Below are 22,334 nucleotides of genomic sequence, written 5' to 3'. Positions count from 1 at the left end.
GAGGAGTCAGCGATGACCTATCAGACACTCAACGTCCGGCGTGACGGCCGGATCCTCTACGTCGACTTCAACCATCCGCCGGTCAACCTGATGACCTTCCAGATGGCCGGGGAACTTTTCGACCTCGGCGGGTCACTCGTCACCGACCGGGAGACGGCGGTGGTGGTCTTCGGCAGCGCCAACCCGGAGTTCTTCATCGCCCACTTCGACCTGGGCGACATCCTCCGGATGGACAGCGACCCGTCGGTTCCGCAGAGCCGCTACGACGACATCAACGCCCTGCAGGCCCTGACGACCATGTGGCAGAACCTGCCCCAGGTGACCATCAGCGTGGTCGACGGGATCTGCCGCGGCGCCGGACTGGAGTTCCTGCTCGCGACGGACCTGCGGTTCGCCACGCCGGAGAGCCGGTTCGCCCTGCCCGAGACGAGCGGCGGCATCCTGCCCGCCGGCGGCGGTACGACACGACTGGCGATGCAGATCGGCCCGGCCCGCGCCCGCGAGGTGATCCTTTCGGCCCGTGACTTCACCGGTGAGGAGGCCGCGGCCTACGGCATCGTCAGCCGCGCGCTCCCGCGCGAGGAGTTGAACGCCTACACCGACACCCTGGCGCGCGACATCGCCAAGCGCCCGGCGAGCACGGTCGCCGCGGTGAACGAGGTGTTCAAGGACGTCTACGGCGCCCTGGTCGACGCCCAGTTCGCCGGCTTCGCCGCGGAGAACACCGCGCTGCGGAACCTGCTCGAGGTTCCCGGCACCAAGGAGGCCCTGCAGCTGATGACCGGCCTGCAGGACCTGGAGCACGAACGGGACCTGCCCGCGGCGATCGCCGCCGCGCAGTAGCGCCAGCCGCCCACAGGAACGCGAAGAGGACGACACAGTCATGACACAGCAAGGCAAGGGCGCGGCATCGGTACGGCCCGGGCTGCCGTTCGTGGAACAGAGCGGTTTCGAGATCCTCGGCGAGGAGGAGCGCGCCGTCCAGCAGGCGATGCACAAGTTCGCGCGCGAGGTGATGCGCCCGGCGGGTATCGCCATCGACAAGCTGAGCGCCGATGAAGTGATCGCACAGGGCTCTCCGTACTGGGAGTTCATGGCGACGGCCGCGGCGTCGGGAATCGAGTTCGACGCGGCCTCGGACGACGTGCCGCCGCAGGAGCTGGCCAAGCTCCAGGCGATCGTCGTCGAGGAGTTCGGCTGGGGTGACGCGGGCCTCGCGGTCTCGCTGGCGGCCGCCGCCTTCCCGAACATGATGGCCAAGCGAGCCGGCAACCAGGAACTGGTCGAGCTGACGGCGGGCAAGATCGGCGCCTGGGTCGCCAGCCAGCCGGACCGCGGTTCGGACGGCACGATGCTCTACCCCGCCGAGCGCCACGCCCTCGCCCCGCAGGGCAACAAGGGCAACCTGACCGCGAAGATCAGCGGCGGCGACATCGTGATCAACGGGCAGAGCTCCGCCTGGGTCTCCAACGGCCCGGTCGCCCAGGTCGCGATCCTGTCCATCGTCGCCGACTACGGCGATGGGTACTTCGACAGCGAGGGCCACCCGCACGGCGTCGAGGTCGTCGTTCCCCTCGACCTGCCCGGGGTGACCCACGGCAAGCCGTTGGAGAAGCTGGGCAAGCGGGCCCTGCCCCAGGGTGAGCTGTTCTTCGACGACGTCAAGGTCCCCGTGCGGTACGCCGTTTCACTCGGCGACGACTACTGGCACGGCCACGCCTCCACCTGGTCCACGGCGGGTGTGGCGATGGGCGAGCTCATGACGGGGCTGGCCCGGGCGGCCCTCGAGTACGCGCTGGAGTACGTCCACGAGCGCCGCCAGGGCGGCGCGCTGCTGGCCGAGCACCAGATGGTGCAGAGCCGTCTCGGCGCCATGGCCCGCAAGGTGGAGACGATGCGCGCACTGGCCCGGCGGGCCGCCGAGTACACCGCGCTGTCGCCGGCCAAGCACCCCTACTACACCGGCGGAACCAAGGTCACCTGCACCGACCTCGCGTTCGAGGTGGCCGATGAGGCCCTGCAGCTGTTCGGCGGCAACGGACTGACCCGCGAGTACCCGATGGAGAAGCTCTTCCGCGACGCCCGGGCGGCCCGTATCGAGGACGGCGAGAACCATCTGCTCAACATGAAGTTCGGCTACCTGAACACGCAGCTGTACAAGGGCGGACGGATCGGGTCCTGACCGCACCAGGCGGGTACCGCCGGCTTCGTCGGTTCCCGCCATCCGGGCCCGGACGGTCCTCGCCATGCCAGGACCGTCCGTTCCCGTGCGCCCCGGCGGGCACTTGGCCGCGGCGCGTCACGGCACGCCGCACCCTACGGCGCGGGGCGCGACAGTCCCACAGACCAGTACGACCGACCGATCCCCGCATCTCGGGGTCGACTCCACAGATAAGGAACCACCAGCATGGCTGTGACCGACTTCTTCGACCGCGGCTGGCGCGCCTACCCGGACCGGGTGGCCTTCATCTCGGGGGAGCAGACGTTCACCTACACCGAGATCGGTGAGCTTTCGTGCCGCGTGGGGAACGCCTTGCTCGCACGTGGCATCGAGCCCGAGACCAAGGGCGCGGTTCTCGCCGCCAACGATCCCCTCGCGTGGGCCTGTGTTCTTGGCATGTGGAGGGCGGGGATGGCCTGGGTCCCGGTCAACCCCGCATACCCCAAGGAGGAGATCCAGCGGATGCTGGACACCTTCGACTGCGAGGTGCTGTTCTGCCACGAGCAGTTCCTGCCGGTCGTGGAGCAGCTCCGCCCAGAACTGAAGCAACTGAAGACCGTGATCGCGCTGAGCGGGGACGCGCAAGCCCTGTCGGCGGCGGACGCGGTTCTGCTCGAGTCGTTCACCGAGGGAGCGTCCAGCGAGCTTCCCGACTACATCCCGGATGCGGACGTGGTGGCCGGGATCATGCCGACCGGCGGGACCACCGGGGCGCCGAAGGGTGCGATGAACACGCACCGGAGCCTTACCGTCAGCGCACTGCACCACATGTTCGCCGCGCCGTACTCCTCGGACGAGCCGATCGTGAACCTGGTCGCCGCGCCGATGACCCACGCCGCGGGCACCCTCACGCTGCCGGTCACGGCCCGCGGCGGCACGATCGTGGTGATGCACCGCCCCGACCCGCTCGAACTGCTCGACCTCCTGGAGAAGCACCGCGTCACGGAGCTGTACCTGCCGCCCACCGTCATCTACCGGATACTGGAGATACCGGGCATCGAGCAGCGGGACTTCTCCTCGCTGAAGTACTTCACCTACGGTGCGGCCCCCATGTCCACCGAGAAGCTGCGTCGCGCGATCGACGTCTTCGGCCCGGTGATGTTCCAGGGGTACGGTCAGGCGGAGGCCCCCACGGCGATCGCCTTCCTGCGCCCCGAGGAGCACTTCCGCAACGGTGAGATCGCCGACGACGCCAGGCTGTCGGCGACGGGGCGGCCCGCACCGCTGGTGCGCGTCGAGATCCTCGACGAGAACGGCACCATCCTGCCCACCGGGGAGACCGGCGAAATCTGCGTGCGCGGCGACTTGTTGATGAAGGGGTACTACAACGCCCCGGAGAAGACCGCGGAGACCATCGTCGACGGGTGGCTGCACACCGGCGACGTCGGCTACCTCGACCACGAGGGCTTCCTGCACATCACCGACCGCAAGAAGGACATGATCATCTCGGGTGGCTTCAATGTCTACCCGAGCGAGGTGGAGCAGGTCATCTGGACGCATCCGGCAGTGCAGGACTGCGCCGTGATCGGCACCCCGCACGCAGACTGGGGCGAGGCGGTCACCGCCGTGGTCGAACTGAACGACGCTGCGCAGCTGACGGAGGAGGAGCTGGTGGCCTTCTGCCGGCCGAAGCTCGGCGGCATCAAGACACCGAAGAAGATCGTGTTCGTCGACGCCCTACCCCGCAGCGCCAACGGGAAGGTGCTCAAGAAGGACATCCGCGAGCCCTTCTGGCGCGGGCACGAGCGGAAGATCTGACCGGCCATGGCGGACCCGACAGGCAAGGATCAACGGATGGCCCAACCTGTGGCGGTGATCACGGGCGCGGCCAGTGGAATCGGCCTCGCTGTGACGCGGCGGTTGGCGCGCACGCACCGGGTCGCGCTGCTGGACATCGACGGTGACGCGGTTCGGCAGGCCGCAAGGGATCTGGGAGGTACGGCTCTCGCGCTTCGGTGCGACATCACCGACCCGGAGTCGGTCGAGGCCGCCGTGCGAGCCGTGGTCGAGGAGTTCGGGGCCATCGATGTCGCCGTGTCCAATGCGGGTATCGGTCCGGTGGGCACGGCACGGCACCTCGATCCGTCGGTGCTCGCCACGGTGCTCGACGTCAACGTGACCGGCAACTGGCGGTTCATCCGGGAATGCCTGCCCCACCTCATCGCCAGCCGAGGGTACGTACTCGGCGTGGCCTCGGCCGCATCGATCTTCGCCCCGCCCGGCGAGGGCATGTACGCGGCGAGCAAGGCGGGACTGGAGGCTCTGCTGGACGTGTTCCGGGTCGAGGTGGCTCACCTCGGCGTCGGCGTAGGCGTCGCCTACCCGATGTTCATCGACACGCCGATGGTGCGCGACGCCGACCACGAGCACGCGGACTTCGCCCGGACGCGGGCGCGGCTGCCCGGGGCTGCCGGCAAGACCTTCCCGGTGTCGCTGGCCGCCGACCGCATCGTGCGGGGCATCCAGCGAAGGCAGCGCCGGGTGTTCATCCCGGGTTCACTGCGTCTGCAATACCTGCTGCGCGGCTTCCTTTCCGCTTTGCTGGACCGGAAACTGCAGCCGATCGCCGTCGAGGTGGATCAGCTCACCGAACAGAAGGTTGCCGGTAGAGGTGCTGCCGCGGGCGGCTGGAGCGAGGCCGTGCTGAGATCACAGAAATCTCAGCCGGGAGGAGACTGAACGGACCTGAACTCAGGGAATGGACTGTTCGGCCCAGATGGTCTTGCCTGTGAGGGTGTTGCGGGTGCCCCATCGTCGCGTGAGCTCGGCGACAAGGAAAGGGCCGCGACCGCCCTCGTCGAAGACGCGTGCGCGGCGCAGGTGGGGGCTGGTGTTGCTGGCGTCGGAGACCTCGCAGATCAGGGTCTGTTCCTTGATGAGGCGAAGCCTGATCGGCTCCGTGGCATACCGGATCGCGTTGGTGACCAATTCGCTCCGCACTGATCCGCCGGCACGAGGCGGGCCGAGCGCGGCTGCCCGGTCATGACGTCGCCGCGGACTCTCGTCGCGGCGACGTTGCGTTGTCCTGCGCCTGCTGGCTGTGGTCGTCGTCACGCGGCTCACCGCTGCCACCCGGTCGGTACCGCCCCTGTGCCGTGGTCCGAGGCGCGGGTGGGACACGGAGGCCGGAACGTGTGCTGCACAGCGGCACACGCGCTATGGCCGGACGCCCCCTCGGGGCGAACGTGGCCCCGTGCTTGCCGCAACCGCCATCTCCCAGAGCGCCATCGACCCTCTGTCAGGGCTGGTGCTGCGCGACGTACCGGAGCCTCGCCCGAAGCCCGGGTGGTCCCGGGTCCGTGTCGTGGCCTCCTCACTGAACATGCACGACCTGGTGCGCCCGCTCCGGGACCGCCCGGTGCAGGTCGACCGCGAGACGCTCACCCTCGGCTACGGTGGCGTCTACTCCTCCTTCCTGCGCCACGCCGAGGTGGCGGCCGAGCGTTACGGCGTCGACGCGCGCACGCTGCTGCTGGAGGTCGGACGCCGGGTGCTGTCCTCGGCCGTGCGCTCGAAACCGGCACCGCAAAGACAATGACGACTGTTGCGACGGAGAACATTCCATGGAGCTCATGCGAGCTGCTCGCTTGCACTTCCCCACCCACACGCTGACCGTCGAGGATGTTCCCAAGCCTGTCCCGGGCCCGGGACAGGTGCTGATCAAGGTAGCCGCGGCCGGGGTGTGCATGTCCGACGTGCACCTCATCGACGGCACCCTCGGCCTCCCGCCGCACCTCAAGGGTGACACCGTCACCCTCGGGCACGAGGTCTCCGGCACCATCGTCGAGCTGGGCCCCGAGGTGACCGCCTGCCAGGTCGGTCAGCGCGTGGTCCTGCAGGGCGGGGACATCAAGGACGGCCAGATGCACACGCGCGGGGTCGACTTCGACGGTGGGTGGGCCGAGTACGCCCTGGTGAGCGCGGGGGGCGTCGTCCCCTTGCCCGACTCGATCCCGTTCGAGCAGGCGGCGATCATCCCCGATGCCGTGTCGACTCCTTGGGACGCCATCGTCCGCACCGCGGACATCCGGCCGGGCGAGGCAGCGGGTGTGTGGGGGGTCGGAGGTCTGGGCATCCACGCGGTGCAGCTGCTGCGGGCTGTCGGCGCCTTCCCGATCGTGGCGGCCGACCCGGCCCCGGCGGCGCGTGAGCGCGCCCGGCGGATGGGGGCAGACCTCGTTGTCGACTCCGCCGACCCCACCTTCCGGGAGCAGGTGCTCGACATCACCAAGGGCAGCGGACTGAACGCCGCCTTCGACTTCGCCGGTGTCTCGGCGGTGCACGAGCAGGCGCTGACCGTTCTGGGGCCGGGGGGCCGCCTCGTCCTGGTCGGGCTGTCCGGGCGTCCCCTCGCCTTCAGCGACAGCACCACCTTCAGCTACCTGAAGCACCAGGTCAGGGGGCACTTCGGCACGGAACTCGACTCGGTGCTGCGGCTCGTGGACCTGGTGGCAGGCGGGCGCCTCGACTTCTCCGCTTCCGTCACGGAGGTGCTGCCCCTGGAGCAGGCGAACGTGGCCGTGCAGCGCTTGCACACCAAGGAAGGCAATCCGATCAGGCTGGTCCTTCAGCCCTGACCTGCACATGACGGTCGGACGCGTCTGACCTTTTGCACGGCGCAAGCTTCGGTGCCCCTGGGAAGGGCACCGAAGCTTGCGTCGTCATACCTGTCTGGTGGCTGTCCGGGGCTGTGCTGCGCCCGGGCGAGGAATCAGCTGTCGCCCTCTCCTTCGAGCTGGTGGAAGGGTCAGGTGTCGGCCGGGGACTTCGTGCGCTATCCGGGCGACCGTCCGCACGTCTGGCGTGCGAGATGTTGACGTGGTACCAGTCGGAGGCGAACGCGTCGCAGAGCCGGCGCGAACCGGGCGGGCTCGAAGCGGCGGTCGGCGCTCGCGACGGAGAAGGCGGCCACGGGTCGCCCGGCCGACGCGGGCCAGAACCTCGGGCTCGGGGTCGATCCTGCCGATCAGGTCCAACTTCCTCGACATGACCGACGACCTGCTCGCCGAGCCGCTTCCAGGCCAAAGAGTGCCGATCTGGCCGTCGATCTGGTTGCCCATCACCACATCGACGCCCAGGCCCTCGCACTGGTGGACGACGCGCTGCCGGGTGCGCTGACCTTCAGGTGGAGGTGGGCGGGGCGCCACGCGTGCCAGCTGGCACGCCGAGCTGTACTCCACCCCCCTCGGCTGGCGCATGGTCAACCCGAGGATGGACCCGCAGTGGACCATCCCCCTGGGCGAGTCCGCCGAGCTCATCGCCGACAAGCACAAGATCAGCCGCGAGCAGCAGGACGAGTTCGCCCTGCACAGCCACCGCAAGGCCGCCGCAGCTCAGCGACAGGGCCTGTTCGACGCCGAGATCGTCCCCGTCACCATCCCGCAACGCAAGGGCGACCCGGTCTCGCATCCGGATCAGCGCCGGGCGCCGCCGTGCGTCCGCGCCACGCTGACACCGCCAGTGCCGGGCTGCACGCGCGGCACGCACGACCTCGTCGGCCCGCTGCACGGTCATCACCTGCTCCCGATCGGCCACCAGCCGGGTGACCGGATCGTGCCGTTCTCGGTGCGGAAGGACGGCTTGAGCTTGGCCATCGCCTCCAGCGAGGCGCCCGGCCGGACGCCCTCGTCGCGGTCGCCATTCCGGTAGGCCCGGCGCGAACTGCGCGTACAGGCCATCGGCGTCGGCCTGCCAGATGTCGACCAGGGCGCCGGGCAGCGGGGTGCCGTCGGCGCTGCGCACCTGGCCCTGGAAGAGGAGGGGGGTACCGCTCTCGCCCTCGCGCATGGGCAGGGTGGCGTCCGCGCGGTGTGGGTCATCACCACGATCACTTGGCGGGCGCCGTGGACCAGGTCCATCGCCCCGCCGATTCGGCCGGGAAGGGGCCGGTCGGACTTGGGCAGCACGTAGGGCGCGCGGGTCATGGACTCCACCCCGCCCACCACGATGACGCTCGCGTCTCCGAGCGCGATCGCCCGGTAGCCCTGGATGACGGCCTGGGTCACATCCCCGAGTTGGACCCGGCCGCCATAGGCGACGTGTATTTCGGCAACGCCAACGGTGCCGGTGGGCGAGCTGGTGGGCGACGGTGACGGTGAGGCGGGCTCCAGAGGTGCCGAGGGGGTGGCCGAGGGCGATGGCGCCGCCAGGAGCCGCAGTGAAACGCCGCCCTCTGCTGCATCACCGGGTGCTCGGTCCCAGCGTGCTCATCCGCCAACTATGAAGAGATTGCATAAACGTGCAGGGAAACGTATAGTCATGCCGTCCAGAAGGAGGAGACCATGGCGGTACGTGCGGCAGTGGCCGGAGCGAGCGGGTACGCGGGCGGCGAGGTGCTGCGCCTGCTCCTCGCGCACCCCGAGGTCGAGATCGGCGCGCTGACCGGCCATTCCAACGCCGGCCAGAAGCTGGGCCCGCTCCAGCCGCACCTGTTCCCGCTGGCCGACCGCGTCCTTCAGGAGACCACCGCCGAGGCGCTCTCCGGACACGACGTCGTCTTCCTCGCCCTCCCGCACGGCCAGTCCGCCGCCGTCGCCGAACAGCTCGGCCCGGACGTCCTCGTCGTCGACATGGGCGCCGACTTCCGGCTGAAGGACCCGGCCGACTGGGAGCGGTTCTACGGCTCGCCGCACGCCGGGACCTGGCCCTACGGGCTCCCCGAACTGCCGGGCGGCCGCACCGCGCTGGAGGGGTCCAAGCGCATCGCGGTCCCCGGCTGCTACCCCACGGCCGTCTCCCTCGCGCTCTACCCGGCGTACGCGGCGGGACTGGCCGAGCACGAGGCCGTGATCGTCGCCGCCTCCGGCACCTCCGGCGCCGGCAAGGCGCCCAAGCCTCATCTGCTGGGCTCGGAGGTCATGGGCTCCATGTCGCCGTACGGCGTCGGCGGCGGCCACCGGCACACGCCCGAGATGATCCAGAACCTCAGCGCGGCGGCGGGGGAGCGGGTCGCGGTCTCCTTCACGCCGACCCTGGCGCCGATGCCCCGCGGGATCCTCGCCACGTGCAGCGCCGCCGCGAAGCCGGGAGTCACGGCCGAGTCCCTGCGCGCCGCCTACGAGAAGGCCTACGCCGACGAGCCGTTCGTCCGGCTGCTCCCCGAGGGGCAGTGGCCCGCCACGGCCTCCGTCCACGGTTCCAACACCGTTCAGGTGCAGGTCGCGTACGACGAGTCGGTCGGCCGGATCATCGTCATCAGCGCCATCGACAATCTGACCAAGGGCACCGCGGGCGGTGCCGTCCAGAGCATGAACATCGCCCTCGGACTCCCCGAGGAGCTGGGTCTTCCCACGATCGGAGTCGCACCGTGAGCGTCACGGCAGCCAAGGGATTCACGGCGGCGGGCATCGCCGCCGGGATCAAGGAGAACGGCAACCCGGACCTGGCCCTCGTGGTCAACACCGGTCCGCGCCGCGCCGCCGCGGGCGTCTTCACCTCCAACCGCGTGAAGGCCGCGCCGGTCCAGTGGTCCGAGCAGGTCCTCAAGAGCGGCCAGGTCTCCGCCGTCGTCCTCAACTCCGGCGGCGCCAACGCCTGTACGGGACCGAAGGGCTTCCAGGACACCCACGCGACCGCCGAGAAGGTCGCCGAGGTCCTCGGCCGCGGCGCCATCGAGGTCGCCGTCTGCTCCACCGGCCTCATCGGTGTGCTGCTGCCCATGGACAAGCTGCTGCCGGGCGTCGAGACCGCCGCGGCCGCGCTGAGCGAGCACGGCGGCGAGAAGGCCGCCATCGCCATCAAGACCACCGACACCGTCCACAAGACGTCCGTGGTCCAGGGCGACGGCTGGACGGTCGGCGGCATGGCCAAGGGCGCCGGCATGCTCGCCCCCGGCCTCGCCACCATGCTCGTCGTGCTCACCACCGACGCCGACCTCGACGGCGCGGTCCTGGACAAGGCGCTGCGCGCCGCCACCAAGGTGACCTTCGACCGGGTCGACTCAGACGGCTGCATGTCCACCAACGACACCGTGCTCCTGCTCGCCTCCGGCGCCGCCGGGGTCACCCCGGAGTACGAGGAGTTCGCGGCCGCCGTACGGGCCGTCTGCGACGACCTCGGCCAGCAGCTGATCCGGGACGCCGAGGGCGCCAGCAAGGACATCAAGGTCGAGGTGATCAACGCCGCGACCGAGGACGACGCCGTCGAGGTGGGCCGCTCCGTCGCCCGCAACAACCTCCTCAAGTGCGCCATCCACGGCGAGGACCCCAACTGGGGCCGGGTGCTCTCCGCGATCGGCACCACCGGGGCCGCCTTCGAGCCGGACCGGCTCAACGTCGCCATCAACGGCGTCTGGGTCTGCAAGAACGGAGGAGTCGGCGAGGACCGCGACAAGGTCGACATGCGCTACCGCGAGGTGCACATCGTCGCCGACCTGGCCGCGGGCACCGAGTCGGCCACGATCTGGACCAACGACCTGACCGCCGACTACGTCCACGAGAACAGCGCCTACTCGTCATGAGCAACACACCCGCGCGGAAGCACACCGCCCTTCCCAAGGCCCAGATCCTCATCGAGGCGCTGCCCTGGCTGGTCCGGCACAACGGCAAGACCGTCGTCATCAAGTTCGGCGGCAACGCCATGATCGACGAGGAGCTGAAGGCCGCCTTCGCCCAGGACGTCGTCTTCCTGCACCACGCCGGCCTCAAGCCGGTCGTCGTGCACGGCGGCGGCCCGCAGATCAGCGCCGCCCTCGACCGGGCCGGCATCGTCAGCGAGTTCAAGGCCGGCCTGCGCGTCACCACCGAGGACGCCATGGACGTCGTACGGATGGTGCTCGCCGGGCAGGTCCAGCGCGAGCTGGTCGGACTGCTCAACCAACACGGGCCGCTCGCCGTCGGACTGACCGGCGAGGACGCGCACACCATCACCGCCACCAAGCACCAGCCCGAGATCGACGGCGAATTGGTCGACATCGGACGGGTGGGCGAGATCACCGCGATCGACACGGGCGCGATCGAGGCCCTGCTCGCCGACGGCCGCATCCCGGTCGTCTCGTCGATCGCCCGCTCCGAGGACGACGGACATGTCTACAACGTCAATGCTGATACGGCGGCTGCGGCACTGGCTGCCGCGCTGGGTGCCGAGACCCTCATGGTCCTCACCGACGTCGAGGGCCTCTACGAGGACTGGCCGAACAGCGACGAGGTGATCAGCCGCCTCACCGCCTCCCAGCTGGAGAAGCTGCTGCCGGAGCTGAGCGCCGGCATGGTCCCGAAGATGGAGGGCTGTCTGCACGCCGTGCGCGGCGGCGTCACCACCGCCCGGGTCATCGACGGGCGGGTCCAGCACTCGATCCTGCTGGAGATCTTCACCGACGAGGGCATCGGCACGATGGTCGTGGCCGACGAGGCCGTGTCCGACGAGAAAGACGAGAAAGAGGGGGAGTCGTCATGAGCAACCAGGAACTGACCGAGCGGTGGCAGGGCTCGCTCATGAACAACTACGGCACCCCGAGGATCCCGCTCGTCCGCGGCGAGGGCGCCCGGCTCTGGGACGCCGACGGCACGGAGTACCTCGACTTCGTCGGCGGCATCGCGGTCAACGCGCTCGGACACGCCCACCCGGCGATCGTGGCGGCCGTCAGCACCCAGATCGCGTCCCTCGGCCATGTCTCCAACCTGTTCATCGCCGAACCGCCCGTCGCCCTCGCCGAACGGCTCCTGCGCCACTTCGGCCGGGACGGCAAGGTCTACTTCTGCAACTCCGGCGCCGAGGCCAACGAGGGCGCCTTCAAGATCGGCCGGCTCACCGGGCGGACCCACATGGTGGCCACCCAGGGCGGCTTCCACGGCCGCACCATGGGAGCGCTGGCGCTCACCGGTCAGCCGGCCAAGCAGGAGCCGTTCCTGCCGCTGCCCGGGGACGTCACGCATGTCCCCTACGGCGACGCGCAGGCGCTGGCCGCCGCGGTCACCGAGGAGACGGCCCTCGTCGTCATCGAGCCGATCCAGGGCGAGAACGGCGTCGTCGTGCCCCCGGCGGGCTATCTGAAGGCGGCCCGGGCGATCACCGCCGCCACCGGATCGCTGCTGGTCCTCGACGAGGTGCAGACCGGCGTCGGCCGGACCGGGCAGTGGTTCGAGTACCAGGCCCACGAGGGCGTCCTGCCCGATGTCGTGACCCTGGCCAAGGGCCTCGGCGGCGGGCTGCCGCTCGGCGCGACCGTCGCCTTCGGGCGGGCCGCCGACCTGCTGCGGCCCGGCCACCACGGCACGACCTTCGGCGGCAACCCGGTCGCCTGCGCCGCCGGCCTCGCCGTTCTCGACACCATCGAGAACGACGGGTTGCTGGAGAATGTCAAGCGGCAGAGCGAGAAGTTGCGGGACGGAATCGAGGGTCTCGGTCACCCGTTGATCGATTATGTCCGGGGAGCGGGCCTTCTCCTGGGTATCGTGCTCACCGAGCCGCTCGCGCCCCAGGTGCAGCAGGCGGCTCAGGAGGCCGGATTCCTCGTGAACGCGCCCGCCCCCGACGTCGTCCGGCTGATGCCGCCGCTGAACCTCGACGATGACGCGGTGGAGGCGTTCCTCGGGGCGCTGCCCGGCATCCTCCAGGCAGTGGGCGGGGACGGACGATCCGGGGAATGAGACGACGATGAGCCAGGCGCAGGACCATGAGCAGCCGGGGGCCAACGGGCCCGCCGTGCCGCAGACCCGCACCGCCCGGCACCGCCGGATCGTGGACATCCTCAACCGGCAGCCGGTGCGCTCGCAGAGCCAGCTGGCGAAGCTGCTCGCCGACGACGGGCTGAGCGTGACGCAGGCGACGCTGTCGCGGGACCTGGACGAGCTGAACGCGGTGAAGATCCGCAACAACGACGGCGACCTGATCTACGCGGTGCCGAGTGAGGGGGGTTTCCGGACCCCCCGCGCTCCGCTGGGCGAGTCGGCGAAGGAGGAGCGGATGCGGCGGCTCTCCCAGGAGCTGCTGATCTCCGCGGAGGCCTCGGCCAACCTCGTGGTGCTGCGCACTCCGCCGGGTGCGGCCCAGTTCCTCGCCTCGGCCATCGACCAGGCCGAGCTGCACGACATCCTCGGGACGATCGCCGGTGACGACACGTTGCTGCTGATCAGCCGTGAGCCTACGGGGGGGCAGGCGTTGGCCGACCACCTGCTGCGGTTGGCTCAGAACGGCCACTGAGAGGGGTGGTCGGGGTGGTGTGCCGACCGCGGGTGCGTGGGGGCTGGTCGCACAGTTCCCCGCGCCCCCGGGGCGTTGCGGCCACAGGTGCTGCTCAGCCACCGCTCGCGATCCGCGGGCCGTCGTGCCGCACGGGTGGGCGCGGCGGCACCCCGGCAGCGCCGGGCTGAGCGACCCACCCCTGCCCGGCCCCGGCTCAGCCCAGCCTTCTGGCCAGCCCGCCCGTGCACCGCACCTCGTCGCCCGCCGTGATCAGCAGCGCCTCCACGTCCGGCAGGGACTCCAGCCAGGCCAGCGCCTCCCGCGACCCCATCGCGAACGCGGCCGTGGCCCAGCAGTCCGCCCAGGTCAGCCGCGGTGTCACCACGGTCACGGCGACCAGGTCCGTCACCGCGGAGCGCCCCGTGCGGGGATCCACGATGTGCGCACCCCGCTCCGCCGTACCGGACGTGGCGACCGCCAGCTCGTCCGCGCCCGCCGCCGACACCACCGCCGCCAGCCCGCCGGGCCGCAACGGATCCGACACCCCGACGCGCCACGGCCGCTCCGGACCGGGCACGCCCAGCAGCTGCACATCGCCGCCGCCGTTGACGCTGACCCCGCTCACCCCGGCCACGCCGCCGATCAGCCGCGCCGCGCGCTCCGCCGCCCAGCCCTTGACGATCCCGGTCGGGTCCAGGCGGCCCTCGTAGCGCATGCTGAACCAGCCGTCGCTCGACCGCTCCGCCTCGGCGCCCAGTTCCAGCACCTCGGCCACCTCGGGATCGCACTGCTCGACGGTCAGCTCGCCGCGCTGCATCCGGGAGACCTGGCTGTCCTCGCGGTACGTGCTGAACACCTCGTTGACCCGGTGCAGGGAGGCGACCGCCTCGTCCAGCGCCGCGCGCACCGCCGCGGGGTCCCCGCCGCGGACGTCGAAGGAGAAGACGGTCCCCATGACCTCCTCCGCGTGACGCACCGCGGCGGGAGCTGCTGCCGACTCGGCCACCGTCTCAGGCACCGGCCTGGTCCAGCGCCGACTGGAGGGATTCCTTGTACCCGCCGCTGGTGTACGTCGCCCCGGACACCGCGTCGATGTCCGCGCTGCCGGCCGCCACGGCCGCCTGGTTCAGCTTGGGCACGGCGTTGCCGTTGATCTGGTCGCTCTGCCCGCCCTTGGGCTGCTGGAGCGCCTCCGCCTTGGTGATCTTGCCGTTGGCGACGGTGATCCGGACCTGGACGGGGCCGTAGTCCGTCTGGACGGTCTCACCCGTGAAGGTGCCCGACGCCTGGGCGCTCCCGCCGCCGGAGTCCTGCGACCCGGCGTCCTGCGACCCCGGGTCCTGCGCCCCGGCCTCCGGCGACTGCGACGCCTGGCCCCCGGCCTCCTGGGCGGACCCGGCGCTGGCGTTCGCCTTGTCGATGGCGGACTGGAGGGACTTCTTGTAGCCCTCGCTGGTGTAGGTCGCGCCGGACACCGTGTCGATGGCCGGGCTCTGCTTGGTGACGACGTCCTGGTTGAGCTTGGGGACGGCGTTGCCGGTGATCTGGTCGCTCTGGCCGCCCTTGGGCTGCTGGACCGTCTCCGACTTGGTGATCTGGTTGTCCTTGACGGTGATCCGGACCTGGATCGCCCCGTACTGGGTGTCCGCCGCGTCGCCGGTGAAGACACCGGTGACCGGGGCGGCCTGGCCGGACCCCTGGGAGGCGCCCGCGCCGGCGTTCGCCTTGTCGATCGCGGACTGGAGGGACTTCTTGTAGCCCTCGGTGGTGTAGGTCGCGCCGGACACCGTGTCGATGTTGGACCCGTTCGCGGCGACCGCGGCCTGGTTGAGCTTGGGGACGGCGTTCGCGTTGATCTGGTCGCTCTGGCCGCCCTTGGGCTGCTGGACCGCCTCCGCCTGGGTGATCTTGCCGGCGGCGAGGGTGACCCGCACCTGGACGGCCCCGTACTGGGTGTCCACCGCGTCACCGGTGTAGGTGCCCGACGCGGCAGCCGCGGCACCGGCCTGGGCGGCGCCCTGCTGTGCCGCGCCCGCCGCCTGCGAGTCCGGGTCGGATCCCGGCTTCAACGTCAGCAGCAGCACGATCCCGGACACGGTCGCGGCGGTGGCGAGCATGACGCGCCGAAGGGGGTGGCTCTTCCTCATCTTTTCCAGAACTCCTGATTCCCGCTGATGGCTTGGGGGTTGCCGTGGTGTTCCCGTCGCTCACATCTCGAACGACTCGTGATGGATGCGGCGGGCCGGTACCCCGGCGCCGCGCAGTGCCTCGTACACGCCCTGGGCGAAGCCGTTCGGCCCGCACATGAAGACGTCGTGGTCGTCGATGTCGGGGATCTTGCGCTGGAGGGACTCCGCCGAGATGTCGGGCCGCTCCCCGTCGGGGCTGTTGACCGCGTACATCAGCCGTGCCCCGCGCTCGTCGGCGATCTTCGCCAGCTCGTCCCACAGCGCCAGGTCCTGGGTGCTGTTGGCCCGGTAGAGGAGCGTGATGTCACCGGGCGAGCCCGGCAGCGTCTCGAACAGCGTCCGCATCGGGGTGATGCCCACACCGCCGGCCACCAGCAGCACCTTGCCGCGGCTGCGCCGGGACGCGGTCATCGCGCCGTAGGGACCCTCGGCCCACACCTTCGTGCCGGGCCGCAGTTCGCGCAGCGCCGCGGTGTGGTCGCCGATCGCCTTGACCGTGATCCGCAGCAGCTCGGGGCGGGGGTTCGCCGACAGCGAGTACGGGTGGGAGCTGAAGCGCATCCCCGGCGCCAGGAACCGCCACCGGAAGAACTGCCCGGCCTCCGCGCCGATCCGGTGCAGCTTGCGGCCGCCGATCAGCACCGACACGATGCCGGGCGTCTCCTCGATGACCGCCTCGACGTACAGACGGTGGCGCAGGTTCAGCCGGATCGGGGTCAGGACGCGGTACCAGATCACGACCGCGGTGACCGAGCCGTAGAGCGCGTACCAGAAGGTCTTCGCGCTCGGCTCCACCGCGAACTCGTTGCCGGTGGTGATCTGGTGCCAGAACGTCAGGTACACCGCCGCGTACGTCATCAGGTGCACGTGGTACCAGGTGTCGTACGGTATCCGGCGCCGGACCGGGCCGATCGACACCAGCCCGATGACCAGCAGCAGACCGGTGCCGATCGCCGCCTTGCCCATGTCGGGCAGCTGGTTCACGGAGTCGATCGTCTGCTGGACGATGTCTCCGAGCGACTTGCCGGCCTGGAGCGCGTATCCCCACATGATGAGGAAGACGTGCGCGAAGGTCAGACAGAGCGTGTAGCGTCCGGACATGGCGTGCCAGCGGGCGACCCGGTCGGAACCGACCCGCCGCTCCAGCGCGGGCACCCGCGCCATCTGGAGGACCACGAGCGCCATCAGATAGCCGGCGAGCAGACCGGTGATCCGTCCCGCCTGGAGGATCCTGCCGTTGTTGTCCGAGATGGCCGGGGTGTTCGCCCACCACAGCCACAGCACGCCCGCCGCGCCCGCCCATACGGCGAGCAACAACGGGACGGCCGGGGATCGGCGCGGGCGGATGCGGCGCATCGTCTGGCGGCGGGCGGCACGTCCGCCTGCGATCGTGGTGGTCACTGTTCCTCCGTGGGGACTTGACCCATCGCCCACAGGTACGTGGCTCGACCGCCGAGTGTTCAGCTTCCCGTCGAGTCCGATGGGAAGTCGGTGACCGGACGCCCCTGCCCGTGATCAGGTGCTCAGGCCACGGACGGCGGCAACGGCAGCGGCAGCCCCGGCAGGCCGTCGATGCTGGTCGCCACGTGTTCCTTCTTCGTGAAGTACGCGTCCAGCGACACGTCGTCCTCGCGCCCGAAGCGCTGGGCGTGCAGCGAGCGGTCCTCGTCGTACGTCATGAAGGGCACCGCGTATCCGCAGGTGTCCCGGACGAGTTCGGCGTGCACGACGATGATCGCGCGCAGTCCGTGCGGGGTGGGATCGAAGCCGGGGAAGCGGGCCAGAAGGGCGGTGAAGCGGGGGTCGTCGCGGAAGACGGGCTCGCCGCGGCCGTGCACCCGCACGATGTTCGGCGGACCCTGGAACGCGCACCACATCAGCGTGATCCGGCCGTTCTCGCGCAGATGCGCGATGGTCTCCGCGTTGGAGCCGGCGAAGTCGAGATAGGCCACGGTGTGTTCGTCGAGCACGGCGAACGAACCCTTGAGGCCCTTGGGGGAGAGGTTGACCGTGCCGTCGCCGGACAGGGGCGCGGTCGCGGTGAAGAAGAGGGGCTGCTCCTCGATGAACGTACGGAGCCTGCCGTCGATGCGCTCATAAGTCTTTCCCATGTCTAACGATTATCCGGGAAAGTTTTTCGCGCGTCTGAGGAAATACGCGCACACGGCAGCGGCCGCCCCGGCCGGTGCTTCCTCGGGGCGGCCACCGCACCTGTCACGTCACTGGTTCAACGTGCAGGTGGCCAGGGCCTCCAGACCCTGCGGCTTGGTGCCGGCGCGGCCGATGGAGATGGCGATGCGGTCGATCGTCGACACGCGCTTGCCCGCCAGCGGGCCGAGGATCGCGTTCTGCACGAAGTTCGGGCCGCCCTGGCCGACGGTGTTCTGCAGACGCGTGTTGGCCTCGTCGATCTGCGTCTGGAGGAGGGTGAGGTTGCGGTCGACCTCGGCCTGCGCGGTCGCGGGGATCTCGGGGAGCTGCGAGGCGACGTCCGGGCAGGTGATCGTGCCCGCGGCGCCCGCCTCGGCACCCGCGTCCTCGCCCGTCTCCGCCGCGCCGTCCTCGGCGCCTTCGGCGGGGGTCTCCGTGGCTTCGGCGCCCGCCTCGGCTCCGGCGTCCGCCTCGTCCTCGGCGCCCGCCTCCGCACCGGCCTCCTCGCCGGTGTCCGCCACGCCGCCCGCGTTCAGCTCGCAGGGCGCGGCCGCCTCGAGGCCCTCGGGCTTCTCGGCCGCGCGGCCGATGGCGGTCTCGATGCGGTTGAGCGTGGCGATCCGCTTGTTCTCCAGGGGGCCGAGGATCGCGTTCTGCACGAAGTTCGGCCCGCCCTGGCCCACGGTGTCGATCAGCCGCTGGTTGGCCTCGTCGATCTGCGTCTGGAGGAGGGCGAGATTGCGGTCGACCTCGGCCTGCGCGGAGGCCGGGATCGCCGGGAGCTGCGAGGTGACGTCCGGGCAGGAGATCGTGCCGGGGCTGGCCAGCGTGTTGGCGTTGGTCGTGCCGCTCTTGGACGACTCCCCGGCAAGGGCCGTGTTCACGACGACCGCACCGGTCAGAGCCACGGCGGCGGCGCCGCCGATGATCGCGACGCGACGCTTGTTGTACTTCGGAAGAGCCCTGGACATGCGGATGCCTCACTTGGGTCAGGAGTGGGTTTACAAACGCGGCGCCGGCGTTCAGCGGTAAGTACGGGAAAGCGGTTGCCGTTGTTCAAGGAGGCTTCAAAATCTCTTCAGGACTCTTCTGGGACGGCGACCCCCGTCGCCGCCCCGCCCCTCTGAATTGACGAATCATGCATAGCTCTGCATACTCATGCATGAACGTGTGACGTTGAGTGCAGCGGTGAGGAGCAACGCAAGTGAGCAGCAACAGCGGTGACGTCCGGCTCTGGGGCGGTCGTTTCGCCGACGGTCCCGCCGAGGCCCTGGCCAAGCTGTCCGCGTCCGTCCACTTCGACTGGCGGCTGGCGCCCTACGACATCGCCGGTTCGCGTGCCCACGCGCGCGTGCTGCACAAGGCGGGCCTGCTCACCGAGGACGAGCTGACCCGGATGACCGCCGGGCTCGACCGGCTCGAGGCGGACGTGGCCGACGGCTCCTTCGTGGGCACGATCGCCGACGAGGACGTCCACACCGCGCTGGAGCGGGGTCTGCTGGAGCGCCTCGGCCCCGACCTCGGCGGCAAGCTGCGGGCGGGCCGCTCCCGCAACGACCAGGTCGCCACCCTCTTCCGCATGTACCTGCGCGACCACGCGCGGATCATCGGCGGCCTGATCGCCGAGCTGCAGGACGCCCTGATCGGCCTGGCGGAGGCCCACCCGGACGTGGCGATGCCCGGCCGCACCCACCTCCAGCACGCCCAGCCGGTCCTCTTCGCCCACCACGTCCTCGCGCACGTCCAGTCCCTCTCCCGGGACGCCGAGCGGCTGCGCCAGTGGGACGAGCGCACGGCGGTCTCCCCGTACGGCTCCGGCGCCCTGGCCGGTTCCTCCCTCGGCCTGGACCCGGAGGCCGTCGCCGCGGACCTCGGCTTCGAGCACGGCAGCGTCGGCAACTCCATCGACGGCACGGCCTCCCGCGACTTCGTCGCCGAGTTCGCCTTCGTCACCGCGATGATCGGGGTGAACCTCTCCCGGATCTCCGAGGAGATCATCATCTGGAACACGAAGGAGTTCTCCTTCGTGACCCTGCACGACGCGTTCTCCACCGGCTCGTCGATCATGCCGCAGAAGAAGAACCCGGACATCGCGGAGCTGGCGCGGGGCAAGAGCGGCCGTCTCATCGGCAACCTCACCGGTCTCATGGCCACCCTCAAGGCCCTGCCCCTCGCCTACAACCGCGACCTCCAGGAGGACAAGGAGCCGGTCTTCGACTCCTGCGACCAGCTCGAGGTCCTGCTGCCCGCCTTCACCGGCATGATCGCCACGCTCACCGTCCACCGCGAGCGCATGGAGGAACTGGCCCCGGCCGGCTTCTCCCTCGCCACCGACATCGCCGAGTGGCTGGTCAAGCAGGGCGTGCCGTTCCGGGTGGCGCACGAGGTGGCCGGCGAGTGCGTGAAGGCCGCCGAGGCCGAGGGCAAGGAGCTGGACGAGCTGACCGACGAGCAGTTCGCGAAGATCTCCGCCCATCTGACTCCCGAGGTGCGGACCGTCCTCAACGTCCCGGGCGCCCTGGCCTCGCGCGACGGCCGGGGAGGTACGGCACCCAGCGCGGTGGCCGTCCAGCTGGCGGAGGTCAAGACGGACGTGGCGGCGCAGCACGCGTGGGCGGACGCCAAGAAGCGGTAACCGCCGGGTGCGTGAACCCCCGCCTCCCCGGGCAGACAGGGAGGCGGGGGGAAACCATGGAGGACACCGCACCGGGAAGCCGTCGGCTGCTGAGCCGGTTCCGTGCCGCGCTCGCACTCTGCGTCCTGCTCGCGGGGCTGAGCCTGGCGCTCGTGTCCAACGGCCGTGACGGCTTCGGGTGGGCGATGCTCAACGAGCTGGCCCTGTTCGCGGCAGCGGGCGTCGCCGTGCCCTTCTATTACGACTTCTTCCTGCGGGATGCCGAACGGCAGCGGTTCCTGGAGGAGATGGGGCACGTCATCGACGCGCGAATGGCCGCCGGAGCCGGCGGCCGCGGCCTGACCGTCCATGCCCAGGGCCGGCCCTCTCCTTCCGAGAAGGCCCAGTTCCTCGACGGGGCGCGTGCGGAGATCATCGAGGTCGGCATCGCGCTGCGCAGTCTGACGAGCCTGTTCGTCTCGCGTCCCGAGCGGGACTTCACCGCTCCGGTGCGCGAGCTGCTGGCCCGGGGCGTGCAGATCACCTACATCGTGGCCGATCCCGACTCGAGCCTGATGGCCGAGTACGCCCGGAGCATCGGTGAGCCCGACCTGCCGGTGCGGGCGGCCGACTCGGCCCGCCAGCTGTTGCGGGTGGCCCGCGACTTCGAGGCCGAGGGCCACCCCGGGCGGATGGCGGTGCGCTTCACCCGGCAACTGCCCACCTGCTACGTGTCCCTCGTCGATCCCGGCGCCGAAACGGGTCGCTGCCGTACCTCGCACTACCTGGCAGGCGTACGGAGAGCCGACGCGCCGGTGCTCGACATCGCCCGGACGGCCCAACCCGAGCTGTTCGAGCGCTACACGGCGTACGTGCGGAACGTGCTGGCGGACACCAGGCCGGCGGACCTCGTCTAGGGCCTGTCCCTGGGGGCGGGCTCACGTTTCGTCCCCGGCGGGCGGGTTAGGTTGGGGACAGCCTCAAGGAGCCGACCGAACGGAGCCCGCGATGCCCTTCGCCCGACTGGCCTCGGCGACCACCCCCACCTGCCACCTCGGACTGGGCCTCGCCGCCGTCGGCCGCCCCGGCTACATCAACCTCGGGCGCGACCAGGACCTCGGCACCGACCGGGGCGTCGACGCCCTCCGCGCCCGCACCCACGAACTCCTCGACGCCGCCTACGCCCAGGGCGTCCGCTACTTCGACGTGGCCCGCTCCTACGGCCGCTCCGAGGAGTTCCTCGCGGACTGGCTGAAGGTCCGCTCCGACATCGACGACATCGTCGTGGGCAGCAAGTGGGGCTACACCTACACCGCCGACTGGACCACCGACGCCGAGCGGCACGAGGTCAAGGACCACAGCGTGCGGACCTACGAGCGGCAGCGCGCCGAGACCGCCGAGCTGCTCGGTGACCGGCTCGACCTCTACCAGATCCACTCCGTGACCCCGGACAGCCCGGCCCTCACCGACAAGGAACTCCACGGCAGGCTGGCGGAGGCGGCCGCCGGGGGCCTCACCGTCGGCTTCTCCACCAGCGGACCCGCCCAGGCCGAGGCGATCCGGGCCGCCCTCGCCGTGACCGTCGAGGGCGAGCCCCTCTTCCGTACCGTCCAGTCGACGTACAACGCCCTGGAGACCTCGGCCGGCCCCGCCCTCGCCGAGGCCCACGACGCCGGCCTCACGGTGATCGTGAAGGAGGGCATGGCCAACGGACGCCTCGCCGACCCGTACGCACCGGACGCCCTGAAGGCGGTGGCGGCGGAGGCCGGGCTCGGCTGCGACGCCGTCGCCCTCGCGCTGATCCTGCGGCAGCCCTGGGCCGGCGTCGTCCTCTCCGGCGCCGCGACGACCGCCCAGCTCGCCTCCAACCTGCACGCGGCGGTCGTCGACCTGGACGAGGACCAGCTGGCCCGGCTGGCCGCGCTGACGGAGGACCCGCAGGCGTACTGGGACCAGCGCGGCCGCCTGCCCTGGCACTGACCGGCACCGAACCGGGCGGGAACCCGGCTCCCACCAGCAGAAGTGAGCCATACGCGCC

At 70.6% G+C, this 22,334-nt stretch carries 19 protein-coding genes and 5 pseudogenes; 16 read left to right on the top strand and 8 right to left on the bottom strand.

The annotated features are described in order from the left end of the window. Positions 1-12: 12 nt before the first annotated feature. The 4 genes from ACZ6D7_RS19710 (at position 13) to ACZ6D7_RS19695 (ending at position 4,900) form a co-directional block, all read left to right on the top strand. The gene (locus tag ACZ6D7_RS19710) at positions 13-843 is read left to right on the top strand and encodes an enoyl-CoA hydratase/isomerase family protein (RefSeq protein WP_469491953.1); all 831 of its coding nucleotides are present in this window, start codon (positions 13-15) and stop codon (positions 841-843) included. Positions 844-883: 40 nt separating this feature from the next. Continuing rightward, a complete protein-coding gene (locus ACZ6D7_RS19705) occupies positions 884-2,182 on the top strand; it encodes an acyl-CoA dehydrogenase family protein (protein WP_469491951.1) in 1,299 nt (432 codons plus the stop codon). 225 nt (positions 2,183-2,407) lie between these two features. Continuing rightward, entirely contained in the window at positions 2,408-3,979 is a 1,572-nt protein-coding gene (locus ACZ6D7_RS19700) for an AMP-binding protein (protein ID WP_469491949.1), read from the top strand. A 36-nt stretch (positions 3,980-4,015) separates the two neighbouring features. Beyond that, entirely contained in the window at positions 4,016-4,900 is an 885-nt protein-coding gene (locus ACZ6D7_RS19695) for an SDR family NAD(P)-dependent oxidoreductase (RefSeq protein ID WP_180293070.1), read from the top strand. Between the two features lie 12 nt (positions 4,901-4,912). On the opposite strand, the pseudogene ACZ6D7_RS19690 reads toward ACZ6D7_RS19695, so the two are convergent. After that, positions 4,913-5,161: pseudogene (locus ACZ6D7_RS19690) on the bottom strand (ATP-binding protein); the annotation flags it as partial. Between the two features lie 388 nt (positions 5,162-5,549). Here ACZ6D7_RS19690 and ACZ6D7_RS19685 point away from each other — a divergent pair. The 4 genes and pseudogenes from ACZ6D7_RS19685 to ACZ6D7_RS19670 all read left to right on the top strand — a co-directional run. Then, positions 5,550-5,759: pseudogene (locus tag ACZ6D7_RS19685) on the top strand (hypothetical protein); the annotation flags it as partial. 25 nt (positions 5,760-5,784) lie between these two features. Further along, on the top strand, positions 5,785-6,798 hold the full coding sequence (locus tag ACZ6D7_RS19680; protein ID WP_469491947.1) for a zinc-binding dehydrogenase: 1,014 nt from the start codon (positions 5,785-5,787) through the stop codon (positions 6,796-6,798). 409 nt (positions 6,799-7,207) lie between these two features. After that, on the top strand, positions 7,208-7,339 hold the full coding sequence (locus tag ACZ6D7_RS19675) for a hypothetical protein (protein WP_469491946.1): 132 nt from the start codon (positions 7,208-7,210) through the stop codon (positions 7,337-7,339). 42 nt (positions 7,340-7,381) lie between these two features. After that, positions 7,382-7,663: pseudogene (locus ACZ6D7_RS19670) on the top strand (thiolase family protein); the annotation flags it as partial. A 246-nt stretch (positions 7,664-7,909) separates the two neighbouring features. Here the strand turns inward: ACZ6D7_RS19670 and ACZ6D7_RS19665 are convergent. Further along, a pseudogene (locus ACZ6D7_RS19665) lies at positions 7,910-7,966 on the bottom strand (hypothetical protein); the annotation flags it as partial. A 131-nt stretch (positions 7,967-8,097) separates the two neighbouring features. Continuing rightward, a pseudogene (locus ACZ6D7_RS19660) lies at positions 8,098-8,220 on the bottom strand (thiolase family protein); the annotation flags it as partial. A 282-nt stretch (positions 8,221-8,502) separates the two neighbouring features. Here ACZ6D7_RS19660 and argC point away from each other — a divergent pair. The 5 genes from argC to ACZ6D7_RS19635 are packed head-to-tail and all read left to right on the top strand — an operon-like array spanning position 8,503 to position 13,360. After that, entirely contained in the window at positions 8,503-9,531 is a 1,029-nt protein-coding gene (argC, locus tag ACZ6D7_RS19655; RefSeq protein WP_469491944.1) for an N-acetyl-gamma-glutamyl-phosphate reductase, read from the top strand. Further along, a complete protein-coding gene (gene argJ / locus ACZ6D7_RS19650) occupies positions 9,528-10,679 on the top strand; it encodes a bifunctional glutamate N-acetyltransferase/amino-acid acetyltransferase ArgJ (RefSeq protein ID WP_469491940.1) in 1,152 nt (383 codons plus the stop codon). The genes argC and argJ overlap by 4 nt, the downstream gene beginning before the upstream one ends. Next, positions 10,676-11,614, top strand: coding sequence for an acetylglutamate kinase (argB, locus tag ACZ6D7_RS19645; protein ID WP_469491938.1), 939 nt, complete (start codon positions 10,676-10,678; stop codon positions 11,612-11,614). Before argJ ends, argB begins: the two co-directional genes overlap by 4 nt. Further along, positions 11,611-12,807, top strand: coding sequence for an acetylornithine transaminase (locus tag ACZ6D7_RS19640; RefSeq protein WP_469491936.1), 1,197 nt, complete (start codon positions 11,611-11,613; stop codon positions 12,805-12,807). The genes argB and ACZ6D7_RS19640 overlap by 4 nt, the downstream gene beginning before the upstream one ends. Positions 12,808-12,814: 7 nt before the next feature. Next, on the top strand, positions 12,815-13,360 hold the full coding sequence (locus ACZ6D7_RS19635; protein WP_469491934.1) for an arginine repressor: 546 nt from the start codon (positions 12,815-12,817) through the stop codon (positions 13,358-13,360). 196 nt (positions 13,361-13,556) lie between these two features. Here ACZ6D7_RS19635 and ACZ6D7_RS19630 read toward each other — a convergent pair whose 3' ends face one another. The 5 genes from ACZ6D7_RS19630 to ACZ6D7_RS19610 all read right to left on the bottom strand — a co-directional run bounded on the left by ACZ6D7_RS19630 (position 13,557) and on the right by ACZ6D7_RS19610 (position 18,653). Further along, the gene (locus ACZ6D7_RS19630) at positions 13,557-14,297 is read right to left on the bottom strand and encodes an FAD:protein FMN transferase (RefSeq protein WP_469492212.1); all 741 of its coding nucleotides are present in this window, start codon (positions 14,295-14,297) and stop codon (positions 13,557-13,559) included. A gap of 55 nt (positions 14,298-14,352) precedes the next feature. After that, the gene (locus ACZ6D7_RS19625) at positions 14,353-15,489 is read right to left on the bottom strand and encodes an FMN-binding protein (protein ID WP_469491932.1); all 1,137 of its coding nucleotides are present in this window, start codon (positions 15,487-15,489) and stop codon (positions 14,353-14,355) included. A gap of 60 nt (positions 15,490-15,549) precedes the next feature. Further along, complete coding sequence (locus ACZ6D7_RS19620; RefSeq protein WP_469491930.1) at positions 15,550-16,932, bottom strand: ferredoxin reductase family protein; 1,383 nt, start codon at positions 16,930-16,932, stop codon at positions 15,550-15,552. A 122-nt stretch (positions 16,933-17,054) separates the two neighbouring features. After that, positions 17,055-17,642, bottom strand: coding sequence for a pyridoxamine 5'-phosphate oxidase family protein (locus ACZ6D7_RS19615; RefSeq protein WP_469491928.1), 588 nt, complete (start codon positions 17,640-17,642; stop codon positions 17,055-17,057). Positions 17,643-17,750: 108 nt separating this feature from the next. Then, positions 17,751-18,653 (bottom strand): hypothetical protein, encoded by a 903-nt coding sequence (locus ACZ6D7_RS19610; protein WP_469491926.1) that lies wholly within the window; start codon positions 18,651-18,653, stop codon positions 17,751-17,753. Between the two features lie 233 nt (positions 18,654-18,886). On the opposite strand from ACZ6D7_RS19610, the gene argH reads away from it, so the two are divergent. From argH to ACZ6D7_RS19595, 3 genes are all read left to right on the top strand, one after another. Beyond that, the gene (gene argH / locus ACZ6D7_RS19605) at positions 18,887-20,317 is read left to right on the top strand and encodes an argininosuccinate lyase (RefSeq protein ID WP_469491924.1); all 1,431 of its coding nucleotides are present in this window, start codon (positions 18,887-18,889) and stop codon (positions 20,315-20,317) included. Between the two features lie 56 nt (positions 20,318-20,373). Next, positions 20,374-21,213: a hypothetical protein gene (locus ACZ6D7_RS19600; protein ID WP_469491923.1), complete on the top strand. Its 840-nt coding sequence runs from the start codon at positions 20,374-20,376 to the stop codon at positions 21,211-21,213. 91 nt (positions 21,214-21,304) lie between these two features. Then, positions 21,305-22,276, top strand: a complete 972-nt coding sequence (locus tag ACZ6D7_RS19595; RefSeq protein ID WP_469491920.1) for an aldo/keto reductase — start codon at positions 21,305-21,307, stop codon at positions 22,274-22,276. Positions 22,277-22,334: the final 58 nt, after the last annotated feature.

The organism is Streptomyces sp. NPDC041784, from assembly GCF_055591025.1.
This window is presented reverse-complemented; position numbering and strand designations above follow the sequence as displayed.

Excerpts from the sequence above, each read along its gene's own strand:
- ACZ6D7_RS19710 (WP_469491953.1), top strand. The coding sequence starts at position 13 with ATGACCTATCAGACACTCAACGTCCGGCGTGACGGCCGGATCCTCTAC.
- ACZ6D7_RS19705 (WP_469491951.1), top strand. The coding sequence starts at position 884 with ATGACACAGCAAGGCAAGGGCGCGGCATCGGTACGGCCCGGGCTGCCG.
- ACZ6D7_RS19700 (WP_469491949.1), top strand. The coding sequence starts at position 2,408 with ATGGCTGTGACCGACTTCTTCGACCGCGGCTGGCGCGCCTACCCGGAC.
- ACZ6D7_RS19695 (WP_180293070.1), top strand. The coding sequence starts at position 4,016 with ATGGCCCAACCTGTGGCGGTGATCACGGGCGCGGCCAGTGGAATCGGC.
- ACZ6D7_RS19680 (WP_469491947.1), top strand. The coding sequence starts at position 5,785 with ATGGAGCTCATGCGAGCTGCTCGCTTGCACTTCCCCACCCACACGCTG.
- ACZ6D7_RS19675 (WP_469491946.1), top strand. The coding sequence starts at position 7,208 with ATGACCGACGACCTGCTCGCCGAGCCGCTTCCAGGCCAAAGAGTGCCG.
- argC (WP_469491944.1), top strand. The coding sequence starts at position 8,503 with ATGGCGGTACGTGCGGCAGTGGCCGGAGCGAGCGGGTACGCGGGCGGC.
- argB (WP_469491938.1), top strand. The coding sequence starts at position 10,676 with ATGAGCAACACACCCGCGCGGAAGCACACCGCCCTTCCCAAGGCCCAG.
- ACZ6D7_RS19640 (WP_469491936.1), top strand. The coding sequence starts at position 11,611 with ATGAGCAACCAGGAACTGACCGAGCGGTGGCAGGGCTCGCTCATGAAC.
- ACZ6D7_RS19635 (WP_469491934.1), top strand. The coding sequence starts at position 12,815 with ATGAGCCAGGCGCAGGACCATGAGCAGCCGGGGGCCAACGGGCCCGCC.
- ACZ6D7_RS19630 (WP_469492212.1), bottom strand. The coding sequence starts at position 14,297 with ATGGGGACCGTCTTCTCCTTCGACGTCCGCGGCGGGGACCCCGCGGCG.
- ACZ6D7_RS19625 (WP_469491932.1), bottom strand. The coding sequence starts at position 15,489 with ATGAGGAAGAGCCACCCCCTTCGGCGCGTCATGCTCGCCACCGCCGCG.
- ACZ6D7_RS19615 (WP_469491928.1), bottom strand. The coding sequence starts at position 17,642 with ATGGGAAAGACTTATGAGCGCATCGACGGCAGGCTCCGTACGTTCATC.
- ACZ6D7_RS19610 (WP_469491926.1), bottom strand. The coding sequence starts at position 18,653 with ATGTCCAGGGCTCTTCCGAAGTACAACAAGCGTCGCGTCGCGATCATC.
- ACZ6D7_RS19600 (WP_469491923.1), top strand. The coding sequence starts at position 20,374 with ATGGAGGACACCGCACCGGGAAGCCGTCGGCTGCTGAGCCGGTTCCGT.
- ACZ6D7_RS19595 (WP_469491920.1), top strand. The coding sequence starts at position 21,305 with ATGCCCTTCGCCCGACTGGCCTCGGCGACCACCCCCACCTGCCACCTC.